Annotated in this window: 13 protein-coding genes and 1 tRNA gene; 8 read left to right on the plus strand and 6 right to left on the minus strand. The window is 72.2% G+C overall.

Annotated elements, in window-relative coordinates; translation table 11 throughout:
• Positions 1 to 19: 19 nt before the first annotated feature.
• From ZF1_RS12155 to ZF1_RS12170, 4 genes are all read left to right on the plus strand, one after another.
• A tRNA-Leu gene (locus tag ZF1_RS12155) sits at positions 20 to 96 on the plus strand.
• A 383-nt stretch (positions 97 to 479) separates the two neighbouring features.
• A complete protein-coding gene (locus tag ZF1_RS12160; RefSeq protein WP_476654817.1) occupies positions 480 to 1,277 on the plus strand; it encodes a transposase family protein in 798 nt (265 codons plus the stop codon).
• A gap of 338 nt (positions 1,278 to 1,615) precedes the next feature.
• Complete coding sequence (locus ZF1_RS12165) at positions 1,616 to 2,248, plus strand: ANTAR domain-containing response regulator (protein ID WP_308215872.1); 633 nt, start codon at positions 1,616 to 1,618, stop codon at positions 2,246 to 2,248.
• Positions 2,249 to 2,605: 357 nt separating this feature from the next.
• Positions 2,606 to 3,931 carry an ABC transporter substrate-binding protein gene (locus tag ZF1_RS12170; protein WP_482637300.1) on the plus strand — a complete coding sequence of 442 codons (1,326 nt, stop codon included), beginning with the start codon at positions 2,606 to 2,608 and terminating at the stop codon, positions 3,929 to 3,931.
• A gap of 246 nt (positions 3,932 to 4,177) precedes the next feature.
• Here ZF1_RS12170 and ZF1_RS12175 read toward each other — a convergent pair whose 3' ends face one another.
• From ZF1_RS12175 to ZF1_RS12195, 5 genes are all read right to left on the minus strand, one after another.
• On the minus strand, positions 4,178 to 4,993 hold the full coding sequence (locus ZF1_RS12175; RefSeq protein WP_224402765.1) for an ABC transporter ATP-binding protein: 816 nt from the start codon (positions 4,991 to 4,993) through the stop codon (positions 4,178 to 4,180).
• Positions 4,990 to 5,985 carry an ABC transporter ATP-binding protein gene (locus ZF1_RS12180; protein ID WP_482637301.1) on the minus strand — a complete coding sequence of 332 codons (996 nt, stop codon included), beginning with the start codon at positions 5,983 to 5,985 and terminating at the stop codon, positions 4,990 to 4,992. Before ZF1_RS12180 ends, ZF1_RS12175 begins: the two co-directional genes overlap by 4 nt.
• Positions 5,975 to 6,970 (minus strand): branched-chain amino acid ABC transporter permease, encoded by a 996-nt coding sequence (locus ZF1_RS12185; protein WP_062402727.1) that lies wholly within the window; start codon positions 6,968 to 6,970, stop codon positions 5,975 to 5,977. Before ZF1_RS12185 ends, ZF1_RS12180 begins: the two co-directional genes overlap by 11 nt.
• Before the next feature lie 10 nt (positions 6,971 to 6,980).
• Positions 6,981 to 8,285, minus strand: coding sequence for a branched-chain amino acid ABC transporter permease (locus ZF1_RS12190; RefSeq protein ID WP_476654489.1), 1,305 nt, complete (start codon positions 8,283 to 8,285; stop codon positions 6,981 to 6,983).
• A gap of 252 nt (positions 8,286 to 8,537) precedes the next feature.
• Positions 8,538 to 8,966, minus strand: a complete 429-nt coding sequence (locus ZF1_RS12195; protein ID WP_062402733.1) for a PaaI family thioesterase — start codon at positions 8,964 to 8,966, stop codon at positions 8,538 to 8,540.
• Positions 8,967 to 9,194: 228 nt separating this feature from the next.
• Between ZF1_RS12195 and ZF1_RS12200 the strand changes: the two genes are divergently transcribed.
• A complete protein-coding gene (locus tag ZF1_RS12200) occupies positions 9,195 to 9,788 on the plus strand; it encodes a carbonic anhydrase (protein WP_482637302.1) in 594 nt (197 codons plus the stop codon).
• Between the two features lie 4 nt (positions 9,789 to 9,792).
• Here the strand turns inward: ZF1_RS12200 and ZF1_RS12205 are convergent, their stop codons facing one another.
• Positions 9,793 to 10,641, minus strand: a complete 849-nt coding sequence (locus tag ZF1_RS12205; protein WP_482637303.1) for a class I SAM-dependent methyltransferase — start codon at positions 10,639 to 10,641, stop codon at positions 9,793 to 9,795.
• Positions 10,642 to 10,940: 299 nt separating this feature from the next.
• Here ZF1_RS12205 and rpsA point away from each other — a divergent pair, with 299 nt between their 5' ends.
• The 3 genes from rpsA to coaE all read left to right on the plus strand — a co-directional run bounded on the left by rpsA (position 10,941) and on the right by coaE (position 14,642).
• Positions 10,941 to 12,431, plus strand: coding sequence for a 30S ribosomal protein S1 (rpsA, locus tag ZF1_RS12210; protein ID WP_345652952.1), 1,491 nt, complete (start codon positions 10,941 to 10,943; stop codon positions 12,429 to 12,431).
• 237 nt (positions 12,432 to 12,668) lie between these two features.
• Positions 12,669 to 13,472, plus strand: a complete 804-nt coding sequence (locus ZF1_RS12215; protein WP_482637304.1) for a hypothetical protein — start codon at positions 12,669 to 12,671, stop codon at positions 13,470 to 13,472.
• Positions 13,473 to 13,514: 42 nt separating this feature from the next.
• Positions 13,515 to 14,642: a dephospho-CoA kinase gene (gene coaE, locus ZF1_RS12220; protein WP_482637305.1), complete on the plus strand. Its 1,128-nt coding sequence runs from the start codon at positions 13,515 to 13,517 to the stop codon at positions 14,640 to 14,642.
• Positions 14,643 to 14,743 lie beyond the last annotated feature (101 nt).

Raw genomic sequence — 14,743 nt, forward strand, 5'->3', positions numbered from 1 at the left:
AATGCAGTGAATTGCTTTCGCCCTCGTATTCCAACTGGCAGAGAAAGCGGTCTCAAACACCGTACAGTGTGGGTTCGAATCCCACCGGGGGCACCATTCGCCGATCCGGCCGACGTGTCGGCCCACGGCTCCGGGCACCCGCGTCCCGGGGTGCCTTCGCCGTCTGGCCTGCATGTTCCTCCGGATGGACGTGGTGGGCACACCCTCCCGGTCCGGCTCGGCAAAGGCGGCGCCACACCGTCGACGCCCACCCCGACCGCTTCCCGCGCGGCTTGTCCCCCTTCCGACGACGGTCGCGCCACGAACCGTGTCCGGGGCCGCCGGTCCGACGGTTCCCTGTGCGAGTACGCCACTGAGCCTTTGCCAACCTGATGGACGAGCAGGTCAGCTGGCGTGCGGCGTGGCGTGACCTCGAAAGGGTGAAGCTCCTGGTAGACGGGCGATTGCCTAGATCAATCCGCCTGACCAGGAGCTTCAGAGTGTTGTCTTACCCGTCCGGGATGACCGTGTCCAGCCGCGCGCTCGGCCTGCTCGCCGACGCGCTGCGCGCGCACCGCAACCAGCGGGCTACACGCTGGCGCAAGCTCTCCGCCGGCCGCCAGGCCCTGCTGGTGGTGGCCTATCTGCGCAAGGGCGAGACCTATGCCGACCTGGCCTGCGGGTTCGAGATCGGCACGTCAACGGTCTACCGCTACGTGCGCGAAGCGCTCGCCCTGCTCGCGGCGATGGCCCCGACGCTGGAGCAGGCGATCGAGGTCGCCTCACGCAAGGCGTTCGTGATCGTCGACGGCAGCCTGCTGCGGATCGACCGGGTCGGCATGGCGTCCGGCCGAGACCGCCCCTACTACAGCGGCAAGCACAAGGCCCACGGGCTGAACGTGCAGGTCATCGCCGACCCGGTCGGCAGGCTGGTGTGGATCTCCCCGCCGCTGCCTGGCGCGCGGCACGACATGGGAGCCGCCCGCGACCACGGGATCATCGAGGCGCTGACCGCGCATGAGATCCCCGCGGTCGCCGACACCGCCTACCAAGGCGCCGGTCCGATGGTGGCCGTGCCGCAGCGGCGTCGGCGCATCGACCCGGACACCGGGCGCTACCGGCGCCTGTCGCGCAACCAGAGGGAGGTCAACGCCGCACACGCCCGCCGACGCGGGCCGGGTGAGCGGGTCAACGCCGAGCTGAAGAACTGGAAGGTTCTGCGCAAGATCAGATCCTGCCCGACCCGGGCCGCCGAGCTCGTCGCCGCAGTTCAGACCCTCATGATCGCCAACGGATGATCAGGTTGGCAAAGGCTCACTGTGCGCCGGTTCCTCGGCACCACCTCCGACGACATCGTGCGGCTCGCCGAGGCGGCGGCCCGGGACCGGCCGGGGATCGCACACCGGCCGGCGCACGCGACCTCGCCGTCGGTCGCGTGACGTGACGCCGTCGCCGCGCCGGAGGCCGCGATCGGCCCGACGACCCGAGCACCGCCGCTCCTGCCCGATCGGACGGGTAATGCGGTCGGCGGATCGTGTTTCCGCACACGAAAGGCCGAAGTGGTTCGGCTGTGCACCCATACCGCCGGTAGCCTGGGCGCTCCGGACACCCCACTGACCGATGAAGGAGTTCTCCGGTGACCGACAACGTTCCCGCAGAGAAGCCGGCCGAGGACGGCCCGCAGCCCGGGTGGCGGGTGCTGGTCGTCGAGGACGAGGCGCTGATCCGCATGGACCTGGCCGAGATGCTCTCCGAGGAGGGCTACCGCATCGCCGGTGAGGCCGGCGACGGCGAGGCCGCCATCACCCAGGCCCGCGAGCTGAGGCCCGACCTGGTGATCATGGACGTCAAGATGCCCAAGAAGGACGGCATCGAGGCGGCGTCGACCATCGTCGAGGAGAAGATCGCGCCGGTGGTCATGCTGACCGCGTTCAGCCAGCGCGAGCTGATCGAGCGCGCCCGCGACGCCGGCGCCATGGCCTACCTGGTCAAGCCGTTCGCGCGGCACGAGCTGGTCCCGGCCATCGAGCTCGCCGTCTCCCGGTTCGCCGAGAAGAAGGCGCTCGAGGACGAGGTCGCCTCGCTCAACGAGCGGTTCGAGACCCGCAAGGTCGTCGACCGGGCCAAGGGCCTGCTCATGACCGCGCAGAAGATGTCCGAGCCGGAGGCCTTCCGCTGGATCCAGCGGACCGCGATGGACCGCCGGACGACCATGAAGGCCGTCGCCGAGGCGGTCGTCGAGGGGCTGGCCCCGGCCAAGTCCTCCTGAGGCGCGGGCGGCGGTCGACCACCGCCGCCCGGCACCGTCGTTCCGGCCCCGTCGCGCACCGCGCGGCGGGGCCGGCGTCGTCCGTGCCGGGCGGCGGGCCACCCTGCCGGGCCCCGAGGGCCGACGGTCCGTGGACGGGACCGGCGCCCCCCCCGTTCCGATGCATCACGAGACAATTCCGGTTACCGAATGTGGCCGTCCGGGCACCGGAAAAGATCCACTTGTGTCACGCTGGTGTCCGCGGATCACATTCCTGTCACGAGTGGTGACGGTGTCCCCTTTCCTGGTTCGGGCGTACTACTTTTCCGCCATCCTCCCGCGCTGCTTCGGGCGGGCGGAGAACCGAAGGGGATTCGAATGACGCGAACGACGTGGCGACTCGCCGCCCTCGCCGGGGCGGCGTCGCTGGTACTGGCCGGATGCGGTGGCGGGGACACCGGTTCCGGGGGGGCCACCGGCGGCTCGGAGGAGCCCGCCGCCGCGGGGCAGGCATGCACCCCGCCGCAGGCACAGGCCACCGGCAATCCCAGCACCGCGCCGCTGAAGATCGGCTCCCTGCTGCCGGAGACCGGGAGCCTGGCGTTCCTCGGTCCGCCCGAGTTCGCGGGGGTCGACGTGGCGGTCAAGGAGATCAATGCTGCCGGGGGAGTCCTCGGCAACCCGGTCCAGCACCTGCGCGGTGACTCGGGTGACGACACCACCGACATCGCGAACCAGACCGTCGACCGGCAGCTCGGCGCCGGGACGCAGGTCATCGTCGGTGCCGCCGCGTCGGGTGTGTCGAAGCTGGTCATCGACAAGATCACCGGTGCGGGTGTCGTCCAGTTCTCGCCGGCCAACACCTCCGACGAGTTCACCTGCTGGCAGGACCGCGGCCTGTACTTCCGGACCGCGCCGCCGGACGTCCTGCAGGGGCAGGCGCTCGCGCAGCTGATCACCTCCGACGGTGGCCAGCGGGTGGCGCTGCTCGCCCGCAACGACCCGTACGGCTCGGGCCTGGCGGACAGCGCCGAGCGCAACCTGGTCTCCGCCGGCATCCCGCAGGACCAGATCACCAAGATCATCTACGACCCGAACGCGGCGTCGTTCAACCCCGAGATCGACCAGGTCGCCCAGTTCAACCCGGACTCCGTCGCGGTCATCGGCTTCGACGAGTCCAAGCGGATCCTGTCGCGCATGAGCGAGGTGCAGATCGGACCGGCCCAGAAGGCCGTGTACGGCACCGACGGCAACATGGGCAACGCCCTGGGCGAGGGTCTGCCCGCGGGCCTGCTGAACGGGATGAAGGGCACCCTGCCGCTCACCGAGCTGTCGGGCGACTTCCGGCAGCGGCTCACCGCGCAGGACCCGAGCCTGACCGACTTCAACTACGCGGCCGAGTCCTACGACGCCGTCGTGGTCTCGGCGCTGGCCGCCGAGGCCGCGAAGTCGACCAACGGCGCGGACATCGCGACCCAGATCAACGGGATCACCAAGGACGGCGAGAAGTGCACCGACTTCGCCGGCTGCAAGGCGATCCTCGACCGGGGCGGTGACGTCGACTACGACGGCGCCACCGGCACGCTCGACTTCACCGACGCCGGTGAGCCGGGATCCGGGTCGTACGGGGTCCAGACGTTCAACGCCCAGAACAAGATCGACGAGGAGGCGACCACCTACGTCCGGGTCGGCGCCCAGGGCTGACACACCGCACCACACGCACCGACACGAGGGGGCGGGCCGCCACGGCCCGCCCCCTCATCGTCCCCGGGACCGGCCGCGCCCCACCGGGACGATGCACCGGCCCGGCACCCGGCGCGACGCAGGGCACGACGCCCCGGCGGCACCCGGAGCGCACCGGCGCGGTGGCCCCGGTGGACCCGCACCGGGAACACGACGGCCCCGCCCCCGTGGGTGGGGGCGGGGCCGTCGCGGGACCGGCGCGTCAGGTCACTTCTTCTCGCTGCTGCCGGCCAGCGTCCCCAGGTACAGCTCGATGACCTTCGGGTCGTTCAGCAGGTCGCGGCCACCCGCCGTGTAGGCCGCGCGGCCCTGGTCGAGCACGTAGCCGCGGTCGCAGATCTGCAGGCAGCGACGCGCGTTCTGCTCCACCATGATGACCGAGACCCCGGCCGCGTTGATGCGCTTGCAACGGACGAACACCTCGTCCTGGAGCATCGGGGACAGGCCCGCCGACGGCTCGTCGAGCAGCAGCACCGACGGTTCCATCATCAGGGCCCGCCCCATCGCGACCATCTGGCGCTCACCGCCGGACAGCGACCCCGCCTTGATCTTCCGGCGCTGCCCCAGCATCGGGAACAGGTCCGCGACGACGTCGAAACGGCTCGCGAACGTCTTCGGCCGGAGGAACACGCCCATCTGCATGTTCTCCTCGATCGAGAGCGAGGGGAACACGTTGTCGCGCTGCGGGACGTACCCGAGCCCCTTGGTGACCAGGGCGTGCGCCTTGGCCCCGGTGATCTCGGCGTCGCGCAGCCGGACCGTGCCGCTGCGCACGGGGATCAGCCCGAACATGGCCTTCAGCAGCGTCGACTTGCCGGCGCCGTTGGGCCCGATGATGCCGACGATCTCGCCGTCGCGGAGGAAGAAGTCGCTGCCGGTCAGGATGTCGACGCCCGGCACGTACCCGGCGACGAGGGTGTCGACCCGCAGCACGGCGCCCTCGGCGAGCGCGCGGTGGACCTCCGGGGTGGCGGCCTGCTCCGGTGTCATGGCCCGGTCGGCACCGGGTGCCTGCTCGCTCATGTGCGCTTCCCCTCCTGGTCCGGGCGGGCCGGACCGGTGCCGTCGTCGGCGAGGGCGCCCTCGATCTCGGCGGCCTCGATCTCGGCGACGATCTCCGCGGTCTGCCCGACCGGGTTGCCGTGCTCGTCGAACTCGAGGACCTGGTCGTGGTGCGAACCGAGGTAGGCGTCGACGACGGCCTGGTTCGACGACAGCGCCGAGGGCGGCCCCTCCGCGATCACCTGCCCCTGGGCCATGACGACGACCCAGTCGGAGATGTCCCGGATGACGTCCATGTCGTGCTCGACGAACACGACGCTCATGCCCTCGTCGCGCAGCGACTTCACGTGCCCCAGCAGGCTCTGGGTGAGCGCCGGGTTCACCCCGGCCATCGGCTCGTCGAGCATGACGACCTTCGGGTCCATCATCAGGGCCCGCGCCATCTCGAGCAGCTTGCGCTGCCCGCCGGACAGCGACCCGGCCAGGTCCTCGGCCTTGGTGTCGAGCTTGAAGCGGGCCAGCAGCTCGCGGGCCTGCTCGGTGATCCGCCGTTCCTGCGCGCCCCAGCCGGTGAACAGCGCGCCGAGGAAGCTCTCGCCGCGCTGCCCGACCGCGCCGAGCTTCATGTTCTCCAGCACCGTCATGCCCGCGAGGGCCTTGGTGAGCTGGAACGTGCGGACGACGCCCTTACGGGCCACCCGGTGCGGCGGCAGCTTCTGCAGCGGGCTGCCCTCGTAGATCCAGGAGCCCGTGTCGGCCCGGTCGAAGCCGGTCAGCAGGTTGAACAGGGTCGTCTTCCCGGCGCCGTTGGGGCCGATGAGGCCGGTGATGGCGCCGCGCTGGAACTCCAGGTGGGCGACGTCCACGGCCTTCAGGCCGCCGAACGTGCGGGTCACGCCGTCCACGGTGAGCACCGGGTCCGGCTTGGCGACGCCCGGCTCCGGGGCGACGCCGGTCAGCGTGCGGGCCGGGTCGGTCACGGTCGGGTCGGGGGTCGTGTCCTCAGCGGCCATCGCCCAGCACCTCCCTGCGGCGTCCGAAGATGCCCTGTGGTCGGAACACCATCATGAGCCCCAGGAACAGGCCGACGAGCACGAAGCGGATCGCGCCGACGTCCTGGGAGGAGATGAACGGCAGCAGCGGCGACTCCCCGGCCGTCGCCTGGCGCAGGAACGCGTCGGCGACCGACAGCAGGAACCAGAACGCCATCGCGCCGACCACCGGGCCGAAGACCCGTCCCGCGCCGCCCAGGATGAGCGCGGCGTAGGCGAAGAAGGTCTGCGGCGGCGAGTAGAAGTCCGGCGTCAGCGACTGGGTCGCCAGAGCGAACACGATGCCGCCCAGCGCACCGAACACCCCGCCGAGGGCGAGCGCCTGCATCTTGTAGGCGAAGACGTTCTTGCCCAGCGCGCGGGCGGCGTCCTCGTCCTCCCGGATCGCCTTGAGCACGCGGCCCCACGGGCTGCGCACGAGCAGCCAGGTGAGGAGCACGCACAGCCCGACGACCGTCCAGCCGACGAGGATCGACCAGAGGTCCGGCCCCCGCAGCGACAGCACCCCGAAGTCGTAGGTGCCGGTGCCGAACGGGTTGGCGCGGGCGAAGGAGTCGGCGAACCCGGTGAGGCCCTGGGTGCCGCCGGTGAACCCGGTCTGCGAGGTCGACCGGGTGATCAGGCGCAGGATCTCCGACGCCGCGATCGTGACGATCGCCAGGTAGTCCGCGCGCAGCCGCAGCGTCGGAATGCCGAGCACCAGGGCGAGCGCGACCCCGCAGGCCATGCCGATGAGGACGCCCAGCCAGAGCGGGGCGCCGTAGTTCGCGACCGAGATGCCCATGCCGTAGGCGCCGACCAGCGCGAAGCCGATCTGGCCGAAGTTGAGCAGCCCGGTGTAGCCGAAGTGGATGTTGAGGCCGAGGGCCAGCAGCGCGAAGAAGATGGCCGAGGGGCCGATCAGCTGCGAGAGCCCGACCGTGAGGAGCTGTCCGAAGTCGATCATGTCCGCCCCCTCAGCCGATCCGTGCCCGGGACCCGAGCAGGCCCTGCGGCCGGAACACGAGGATCACGATCAGCACGGCCAGCCCGCCCAGGTACTTGAGATCCAGCGGCAGCACCAGCGTCGAGAGCTGCACCAGGATGCCGACGATCAGGCAGCCGAGCAGTGCGCCGTAGGCGGTGCCGAGGCCGCCGAGGATGACGCCGGCGAACATGAGCAGCAGCAGGCGGAAGCCCATCTCGTACTGGACGGTGGAGGACAGCTCCGACAGCGCGAACAGCACGCCGCCGAGGGTGGCCAGCGCCCCGCCCAACATCCAGACGAACAGCACCACGCGGTCGACGTCGATGCCCGACGACGCGGCGAGGTCCCGGTTGTCGGACACCGCGCGCATGGCCTTGCCGATCCGGGTCTTCTGGAGCAGCAGCGCGACCGCGACGAGGACGACGATCGCGATGACGATGGCCGACAGGTCCTTGTCGGTCAGCGCGACCGGGCCGTAGTTCCGGACGGTCTGCCCGGTGTAGTCGGCGAAGGACTCCGACCGGCCACCGAAGATGATCAGCACGAGGTAGCGCAGCGCGATCGACAGGCCGATGGAGACGACGAGCTGGGCGATCAGCCCGGCGCCCCGCCGGCGCAGCCGCCGCCAGATGCCGAGCTCGTTCGCGGCGCCCAGCAGGGCGCCGATGAGCATCGCGACGATCGTCGCGGGGATCAGCTGCACGCCGCCGCCGACGTTGATGAACCAGGCGATGACGGCGCCGATGGTGACCATCTCGCCGTGCGCGAAGTTCGTCAGGCCGGTGGTACCGAAGATCAGCGACAGGCCAACCGCCGAGATGCCGATGACCAGGCCGAACCGGATGCCGTCGACGAGCAGCCGCAGGAAGGTCGCGAACCCGCCGGTGTCGGCGCCCTCGACCTCGGCGCCGAAGCGGAACACCACGGTGTTCAGCGATCCGGCGGTCACCTCGCGGGTGGTCTCGCCCTGCAGGACCTCGGTGCCGGGCGGCAGCGAGGCCTCGTCGAGCCGGAACAGGTACGAGCCCGCGCCGGGGACCGTCAGGGTCCAGCGGCCGTTGGCCCCGGAACGGGTCTCACCGGCCGGCGCACCGTCGCGCTCGGCGGTGATGCGTACGTCCGGCAGCGGCTGACCGTCCTGGTTCCGCAGCGTGCCGCTGACGTCGATGCCGTCTGCCTGCTGGAACGGGGCGACGGCACCGGGGGAGGCCGGTACGGGGCCGGCGGGGGCGGTCGCCGCGGCGGCCGTCCCGGACAGGACGAGCGCGCCCAGCAGGGTGATGAGCAGGCCCACCAGCCACCGGGCGGTCGTGGGGATCGGGGAGGGCCGGGACGCACCGACGGGCGGGGTGGCCGCGCGATCGGCGCGCGGTCGGCGCGGGAGCGGGGGTGGTGACAACGTTCGTCCTCGGGGGGTCGTCGGACACGACTCTGTGCGACACCCTGATGGGTGATGGGGGCGAACGTAGCCGAGGAGAGAACTGGTACGGACGTCTCGGACCAGGACGTAGCCGAGACGTAACGCGACGGTGTCGCAGGGCGAGCGTCAGGTCACCGGCGGTCGTGTGTCGCGGTGCAGGCAGGTCAGCTTCGCGGTGCAGACGCGGCGGCCGTCGTCGTCGACGAGGACGATCTCGGTGGTCGAGGTGGACCGCCCGACGTGGATCGGCCGCGCGGTCCCGGTGACCCAGCCCGACGTGGCGGAACGGTGGTGGGTGCAGGCCAGCTCCAGCCCGACCGGGAACCGCTCGGGCAGCGCGTGCAGCGCGGACAGGGTCGACCCGAGGGTCTCGGCGAGGACGCCGCTGGCGCCGCCGTGCAGCAGCCCGTAGGGCTGGCGGTTGCCCGCGACCGGCATCCGGCCGACGACCTCGTCGAGGTCGGCCTTGAGGATCTCGATGCCCATCCGGTCGGTGAGCTGCTCGTCGGCGTGCTCGGAGCTCAGCTCCGGCAGCTGGTCGGGGGTGATCGGCACCCACCGACCCTACGACGCGCCGCGGCCCGGGACGACATGGCGCCCCGTGGTCCCGGTCGCCGGTGCCCGCCAGGACCCGGCCACCGGCCGGATGGAGCGGCTCGGGACGCTCCGGGCCGCCTGCCGTGCGGGTCTCGTCACACGGGAGGGGTGCAGCGGCGTGCATGCTTGCCCGCACGGACCCGTTCGCCGATCTTGGTCGGTGAGAAGCCGACCGAGGGAGACCCTATGGCGAACGACAGCAGGCCGACCGCGGCCCAGGCGTGGCAGATGATGCTGGAGGGCAACGGGCGCTGGCAGCGCGACGAGCGCGAGGACCCGCGACGGTCCGCGGAGGAACGCTCCGCCGCCGTGGCGGGGCAGACCCCGGCCGCGATGATCCTCTCCTGCTCGGACTCCCGCGTCCCGGCGGAGCTGGTGTTCGACCTGGGTCTGGGTGACCTGTTCGTGGTGCGGACGGCCGGTCAGGTCGTCGACGACGCGGTGCTCGGCACGCTGGCCTTCGGCGCCGGGGCGCTGGGCATCCCGCTGCTGGTGGTCCTCGGCCACTCCCAGTGCGGCGCGGTGAAGGCGGCCGTGTCGGTCGCCTCCGGGCAGCCCGCGCCGGCGCCGTCGACGCTGGGTGCGCTGGTCGGCGACATCGTCCCGGTGTGCGAGGGGGAGGGCGAGGGCGCCGTGGCCGGCGCGGTCGACGCCAACATCCGCCGGGTCGTCGCGCAGCTGACCTCCGACCCGTCGCTGTCGGGGGCGGTCTGCAACAACCACCTCACGATCATCGGTGCCCGCTACGACCTGGAGACCGGCGCGGTCCTCGAGGTCTGACGGCTCAGCCCGGCCGGTGGGTCACGAGGATCGCGGTGCCGGGGAACAGCGCGCCGCGCAGCGGCGACCACTGTCCCCACACCCGCTCGTGGCCCTCCGGCCACTCCGGCTCGACCAGGTCGTCGAGCACCAGGCCGGCGGCGACGACGTCGCGCACCCGGTCGCCGAGCGTGCGGTGGTGCTCGACGTAGGTGGCCCGGCCGTCGCCGTCCACCTCCAGGTACGGGGTCCGGTCGAAGTAGGACTGGACGACGGTGAGCCCCTGCTCGCCGGGGTCGTCGGGGAAGACCCAGCGCATCGGGTGGTTCACCGCGAACACCCAGCGCCCGCCGGGACGCAGCACCCGGTGCACCTCGCGCATGACCCGGCCCGGGTCGGCGACGAAGGGGATCGCCCCGAACGCCGAGCAGGCGTGGTCGAACGTGGCGTCGGCGAACGGCAGGTGCTCGGCGCCGGCCTGCACGAGCGGCACCGGCAGCCCGAGCGCGTCGTTCAGCCGGGCCGCGTGACGCAGCATCCCGCCGGAGACGTCGAGCGCGACCGGGTGCGCCCCGCGGCGGGCCAGCCACCGGCTGCACGGGGCGGAGCCCGCGCCCACCTCCAGCACCCGCTTCCCGGCGAGGTCCGCGGGCGGGCCGAGCAGGCCCGCCTCGTCCTCGTGCAGGTTCTCCGGGCACCAGACGAACGACTCGTCGCCGATGTCGGAACCGTGCTCGGCCAGGTAGTCGTCGGCGTCGGCGTCCCACCAGCGGCGCCCGGCCGCCTCGGACTCGGCGCTGCCGACGCGGCGCCGGGCGACACCGGCGGTCCCCACGGCGTCCTCGGCGGAGAAGTACTCGTCGCGGCTGCTCATGACCACCCGATCGTCGCAAGCCCGTGCGCGCCCGCGGAGGCGGACCCGCATTGCCGGGGGGTTTGCGGGCCGCGTAGCATTCTTCCCGCACCGTGGTCAACGTGTCGGCCGACCGCGCGGCGCCACTCCAGCGCCGGTCTCGCGGGTGTCCGTGCACCGATGTTCCCGACCACGGGAATCGACGCCAGAGGGTGACTGTTACAACGTCACAGCTACACGTACCAGAACCGGGGCGCGCTGCTGCAGCAGAGCCGACCGGGCCGACCATGCCAGAGAAATCCATCGGAGCACCTCACTACATGTCCACCGACACCACCGCCGCCCCGACCACGCCGCAGGTCGCTATCAACGACATCGGGTCGGAGGAGGACTTCCTCGCCGCCATCGACCAGACGATCAAGTACTTCAACGATGGCGACATCGTCGAGGGCACCATCGTCAAGGTCGACCGTGACGAGGTCCTGCTCGACATCGGCTACAAGACCGAGGGCGTCATCCCCTCGCGTGAGCTGTCGATCAAGCACGACGTCGACCCCGCCGAGGTCGTCGAGGTCGGCGAGTTCGTCGAGGCCCTCGTCCTCCAGAAGGAGGACAAGGAGGGCCGTCTGATCCTGTCCAAGAAGCGCGCGCAGTACGAGCGCGCCTGGGGCACGATCGAGGCGCTCAAGGAGGCCGACGAGCCGGTCGAGGGCACCGTCATCGAGGTCGTCAAGGGCGGCCTGATCCTGGACATCGGGCTCCGCGGCTTCCTCCCGGCCTCGCTGGTCGAGATGCGCCGCGTGCGGGACCTGCAGCCCTACGTCGGCCGCAAGATCGAGGCCAAGATCATCGAGCTGGACAAGAACCGCAACAACGTGGTCCTGTCCCGCCGCGCCTGGCTCGAGCAGACCCAGTCCGAGGTCCGCAGCGAGTTCCTCAACCAGCTGCAGCGCGGCCAGGTCCGCAAGGGCGTCGTCTCCTCGGTGGTCAACTTCGGTGCGTTCGTCGACCTGGGCGGGGTCGACGGCCTGGTGCACGTCTCCGAGCTGTCCTGGAAGCACATCGACCACCCGAGCGAGGTCGTCGAGGTCGGCCAGGAGGTCACCGTCGAGGTCCTCGACGTCGACCTGGACCGCGAGCGCGTCTCCCTGTCGCTGAAGGCGACCCAGGAGGACCCGTGGCGCCTGTACGCCCGGACCCACGCGATCGGCCAGATCGTGCCGGGCAAGGTCACCAAGCTCGTCCCGTTCGGCGCGTTCGTCCGCGTCGAGGAGGGCATCGAGGGCCTGGTCCACATCTCCGAGCTGGCCGAGCGCCACGTCGAGATCCCGGAGCAGGTCGTCCAGGTCGGCGACGACGCGATGGTCAAGGTCATCGACATCGACCTCGACCGCCGTCGCATCTCGCTGTCGCTCAAGCAGGCCAACGAGGGCATGACGGTCGACACCGAGTTCGACCCGACCCGCTACGGCATGGCCGCCGAGTACGACGACCAGGGGAACTACATCTACCCCGAGGGCTTCGACGTCGACTCCGGCGACTGGAAGGAAGGCTTCGACGAGGCCCGCGCGGCCTGGGAGAAGCAGTACGCCGAGGCGCAGGCCCGCTACGACCAGCACATGGCGCAGATCCGCAAGGCCGCCGAGGCCGAGGCGGAGGGCGGCAACGACATCGCGCCGGCGAACTACTCCTCCGGCGGTGACGACGACCGTTCGACCGGCGGTGGCGGTGGCCAGGCCGAGTCGGGTGGCTCGCTCGCCAGCGACGAGCAGCTCGCCGCACTGCGCGAGAAGCTCTCCGGCGGGGCCTGACGGTCCCGTGCCGGTCCCACGCGGACCGGCGACAGCACCACACCGGGCCCCGGTGACCGCCACGGTCACCGGGGCCCGGCCCGTTTCCGGTGGCCCTCCGGGTCCCGGTCGATGCCCGTTCACGTCGCCCGGCGTGTCAGAGCGGACACGCCAGGTGCAGATCACGGTTCGGCCGCGGTTGGTCACGGCGCGCGCACCGGTCCGGAGTCGATCTTCGGGTCGGCCTAGATTGGGCTCATGGCCGGCCGTACCGTCCGCCGGACGCGTTCCGGCGAGTCCCTGTCCCACGACCGCACGTTCCTGCGTCGCGGGCGGTCCGCGTTCGCGAGCGTCCTGCTCGCCGCGGTCCTCGCCGGATGCGGCACGGCGTCCGGGGACACCGGGATCGCGGTCCCGACGTTCCCGGCCGAGCAGTCCGGCGCCGCCCAGGCAGGGCGGGAACCGATCCCGATCGCGCTGCCCACCGACTGCGTGCAGCTGATGGACCCCGAGCAGGCCGGAGCGCTGTTCGGGCAGGTCCTGGGGTCGGTGTCGGTCCAGTCGGTCCGCGGCGTCCCCGAGGCGTCGGTGAACCGCACCGAGCGCACCGCCTGCACCTACCGCGCGGGCGGCCAGGCCCAGGCCTTCGGCGGGGCGCGCAACTCCGGCCCGGTGCTGTTCCAGCTCAACATCGGCCGCTACGGCGACACCGCGTCCGCGACCCGCCAGTGGCAGCTCAACACCAACGCCGAGCGCGGCTCGGCCACCGCCTCGCGTGACATCACCGTCGGCTCGGTCCCCGGCGTCCTCGTCGAGCGGCCGGACGAGACCACCCTCGCCCTGGTCTACGGCGTCGACACGCTGACGTTCATCCTGCCGGTGGCCGCTCCCGGGCAGACCCGGTCCGCGGCCGAGACCCTGCCCGACCTGGCCCAGCGCATCATCCCGGCGCTGACGCCGACGCAGCCGCCGTCCGCGCGGCCGACGCCCGCCGCACCGCCGGCGGCCACCGCCCCGCAGGCCGGCACCGGTGCCGCGGGCAACGCACGCGGCACCACCTGAGCGCGGCCGGGGCGCCCCGGCACGGCCCGCTACGGTGATCACGTGCTGCGGACAGGGCTGACCGGCGGAATCGGTGCGGGCAAGTCGATGGTCGCGACGCGACTGGTCGAACGCGGGGCGGTGCTGGTCGACTCCGACGTGATCGCCCGCGAGGTCGTCGAACCGGGCACCGCGGGGCTGGCGGCGATCGTCGAGGCCTTCGGTCGGGACGTCCTCGACGCCGACGGCCGGCTCGACCGGCCCGCCCTCGCCGCCGTCGTCTTCTCCGACGCCGGGGCACGGCGCACCCTCGACGGCATCGTGCACCCGCTGGTGCGGGCCCGGTCCGACGAGATCGTCGCCGCCGCCCCGGCGGACGCGATCGTCGTGCAGGACATCCCGCTGCTCGTCGAGGGCGGCATGGCGCCGACGTTCCCGCTGGTCGTCGTGGTCGGGGTGGACGCCGAGGAGCGGGTCCGGCGGCTGGTGTCCGCGCGCGGGATGAGCGAGCAGGACGCCCGGGCCCGGATCGCCGCCCAGGCCGATGACGAGCAGCGCCGCGCCGTCGCCGACGTCTGGCTGGACAACTCGGGGGAACCGGACGACACCCGTCGCCGGGTGGACGCGCTGTGGGACGGACGGCTCGCTGGCTTCGAGGCGAACCTGCGCACGGGCCGCCCGGCCGCGGACGGACCGCCCCTGCTCGTCGAGCACGATCCGGACTGGGCGGCGCAGGCCCACCGGCTCGCCGAGCGGGTCGCGGTCGCCGCGGGCGGTCCCGGACGCGGGGTGGAGCACGTCGGGTCGACGGCCGTCCCGGGGCTCCCCGCCCGCGACGTGCTCGACCTGCAGCTCGCCGTGGAGTCGCCCGCCGACGCCGGTACGGTCACCGATGCCCTGGTCGCGGCCGGGTTCCCGGTCGACCCCGCCGCCCCGGAGGAGACCACGGGAACGGTGCGGGTGCACCGCTCGGCGGACCCGGGGCGGGCCGCCGTGGTGGCCGTGCGGGTGCACGGCTCGCCCGCCTGGCGGCACGCGATCGAGCTGCGGGACCGGCTGCGCGCCGACGCGACCGCCCGTGCCGGCTACGCCGCGCACAAGCGTGCGGCGGCGGAACGGCGCGCCGACGACCCGGACTCGCGCCACTACCGTGCGTGCACGGCGGAGTGGCGATCCGACCCGAACGGTTGAGCATCTCGGGATGCAGATCACGCGGAACGTGACGATCGGGTCGCGCCGGACCCGTTTCTGTAACGCCGCACGCTCGTTGGTCGATCAGGCGGGGCAGAGGG

It is taken from the genome of Pseudonocardia sp. ZF1, assembly GCF_056835605.1.

Bases quoted from the DNA above. Each gene is read 5' to 3' on its own strand.
- ZF1_RS12170 (WP_482637300.1), top strand. From the start codon at position 2,606: ATGACGCGAACGACGTGGCGACTCGCCGCCCTCGCCGGGGCGGCGTCG.
- ZF1_RS12175 (WP_224402765.1), bottom strand. From the start codon at position 4,993: ATGAGCGAGCAGGCACCCGGTGCCGACCGGGCCATGACACCGGAGCAG.
- ZF1_RS12180 (WP_482637301.1), bottom strand. From the start codon at position 5,985: ATGGCCGCTGAGGACACGACCCCCGACCCGACCGTGACCGACCCGGCC.
- ZF1_RS12185 (WP_062402727.1), bottom strand. From the start codon at position 6,970: ATGATCGACTTCGGACAGCTCCTCACGGTCGGGCTCTCGCAGCTGATC.
- ZF1_RS12200 (WP_482637302.1), top strand. From the start codon at position 9,195: ATGGCGAACGACAGCAGGCCGACCGCGGCCCAGGCGTGGCAGATGATG.
- ZF1_RS12205 (WP_482637303.1), bottom strand. From the start codon at position 10,641: ATGAGCAGCCGCGACGAGTACTTCTCCGCCGAGGACGCCGTGGGGACC.
- rpsA (WP_345652952.1), top strand. From the start codon at position 10,941: ATGTCCACCGACACCACCGCCGCCCCGACCACGCCGCAGGTCGCTATC.
- ZF1_RS12215 (WP_482637304.1), top strand. From the start codon at position 12,669: ATGGCCGGCCGTACCGTCCGCCGGACGCGTTCCGGCGAGTCCCTGTCC.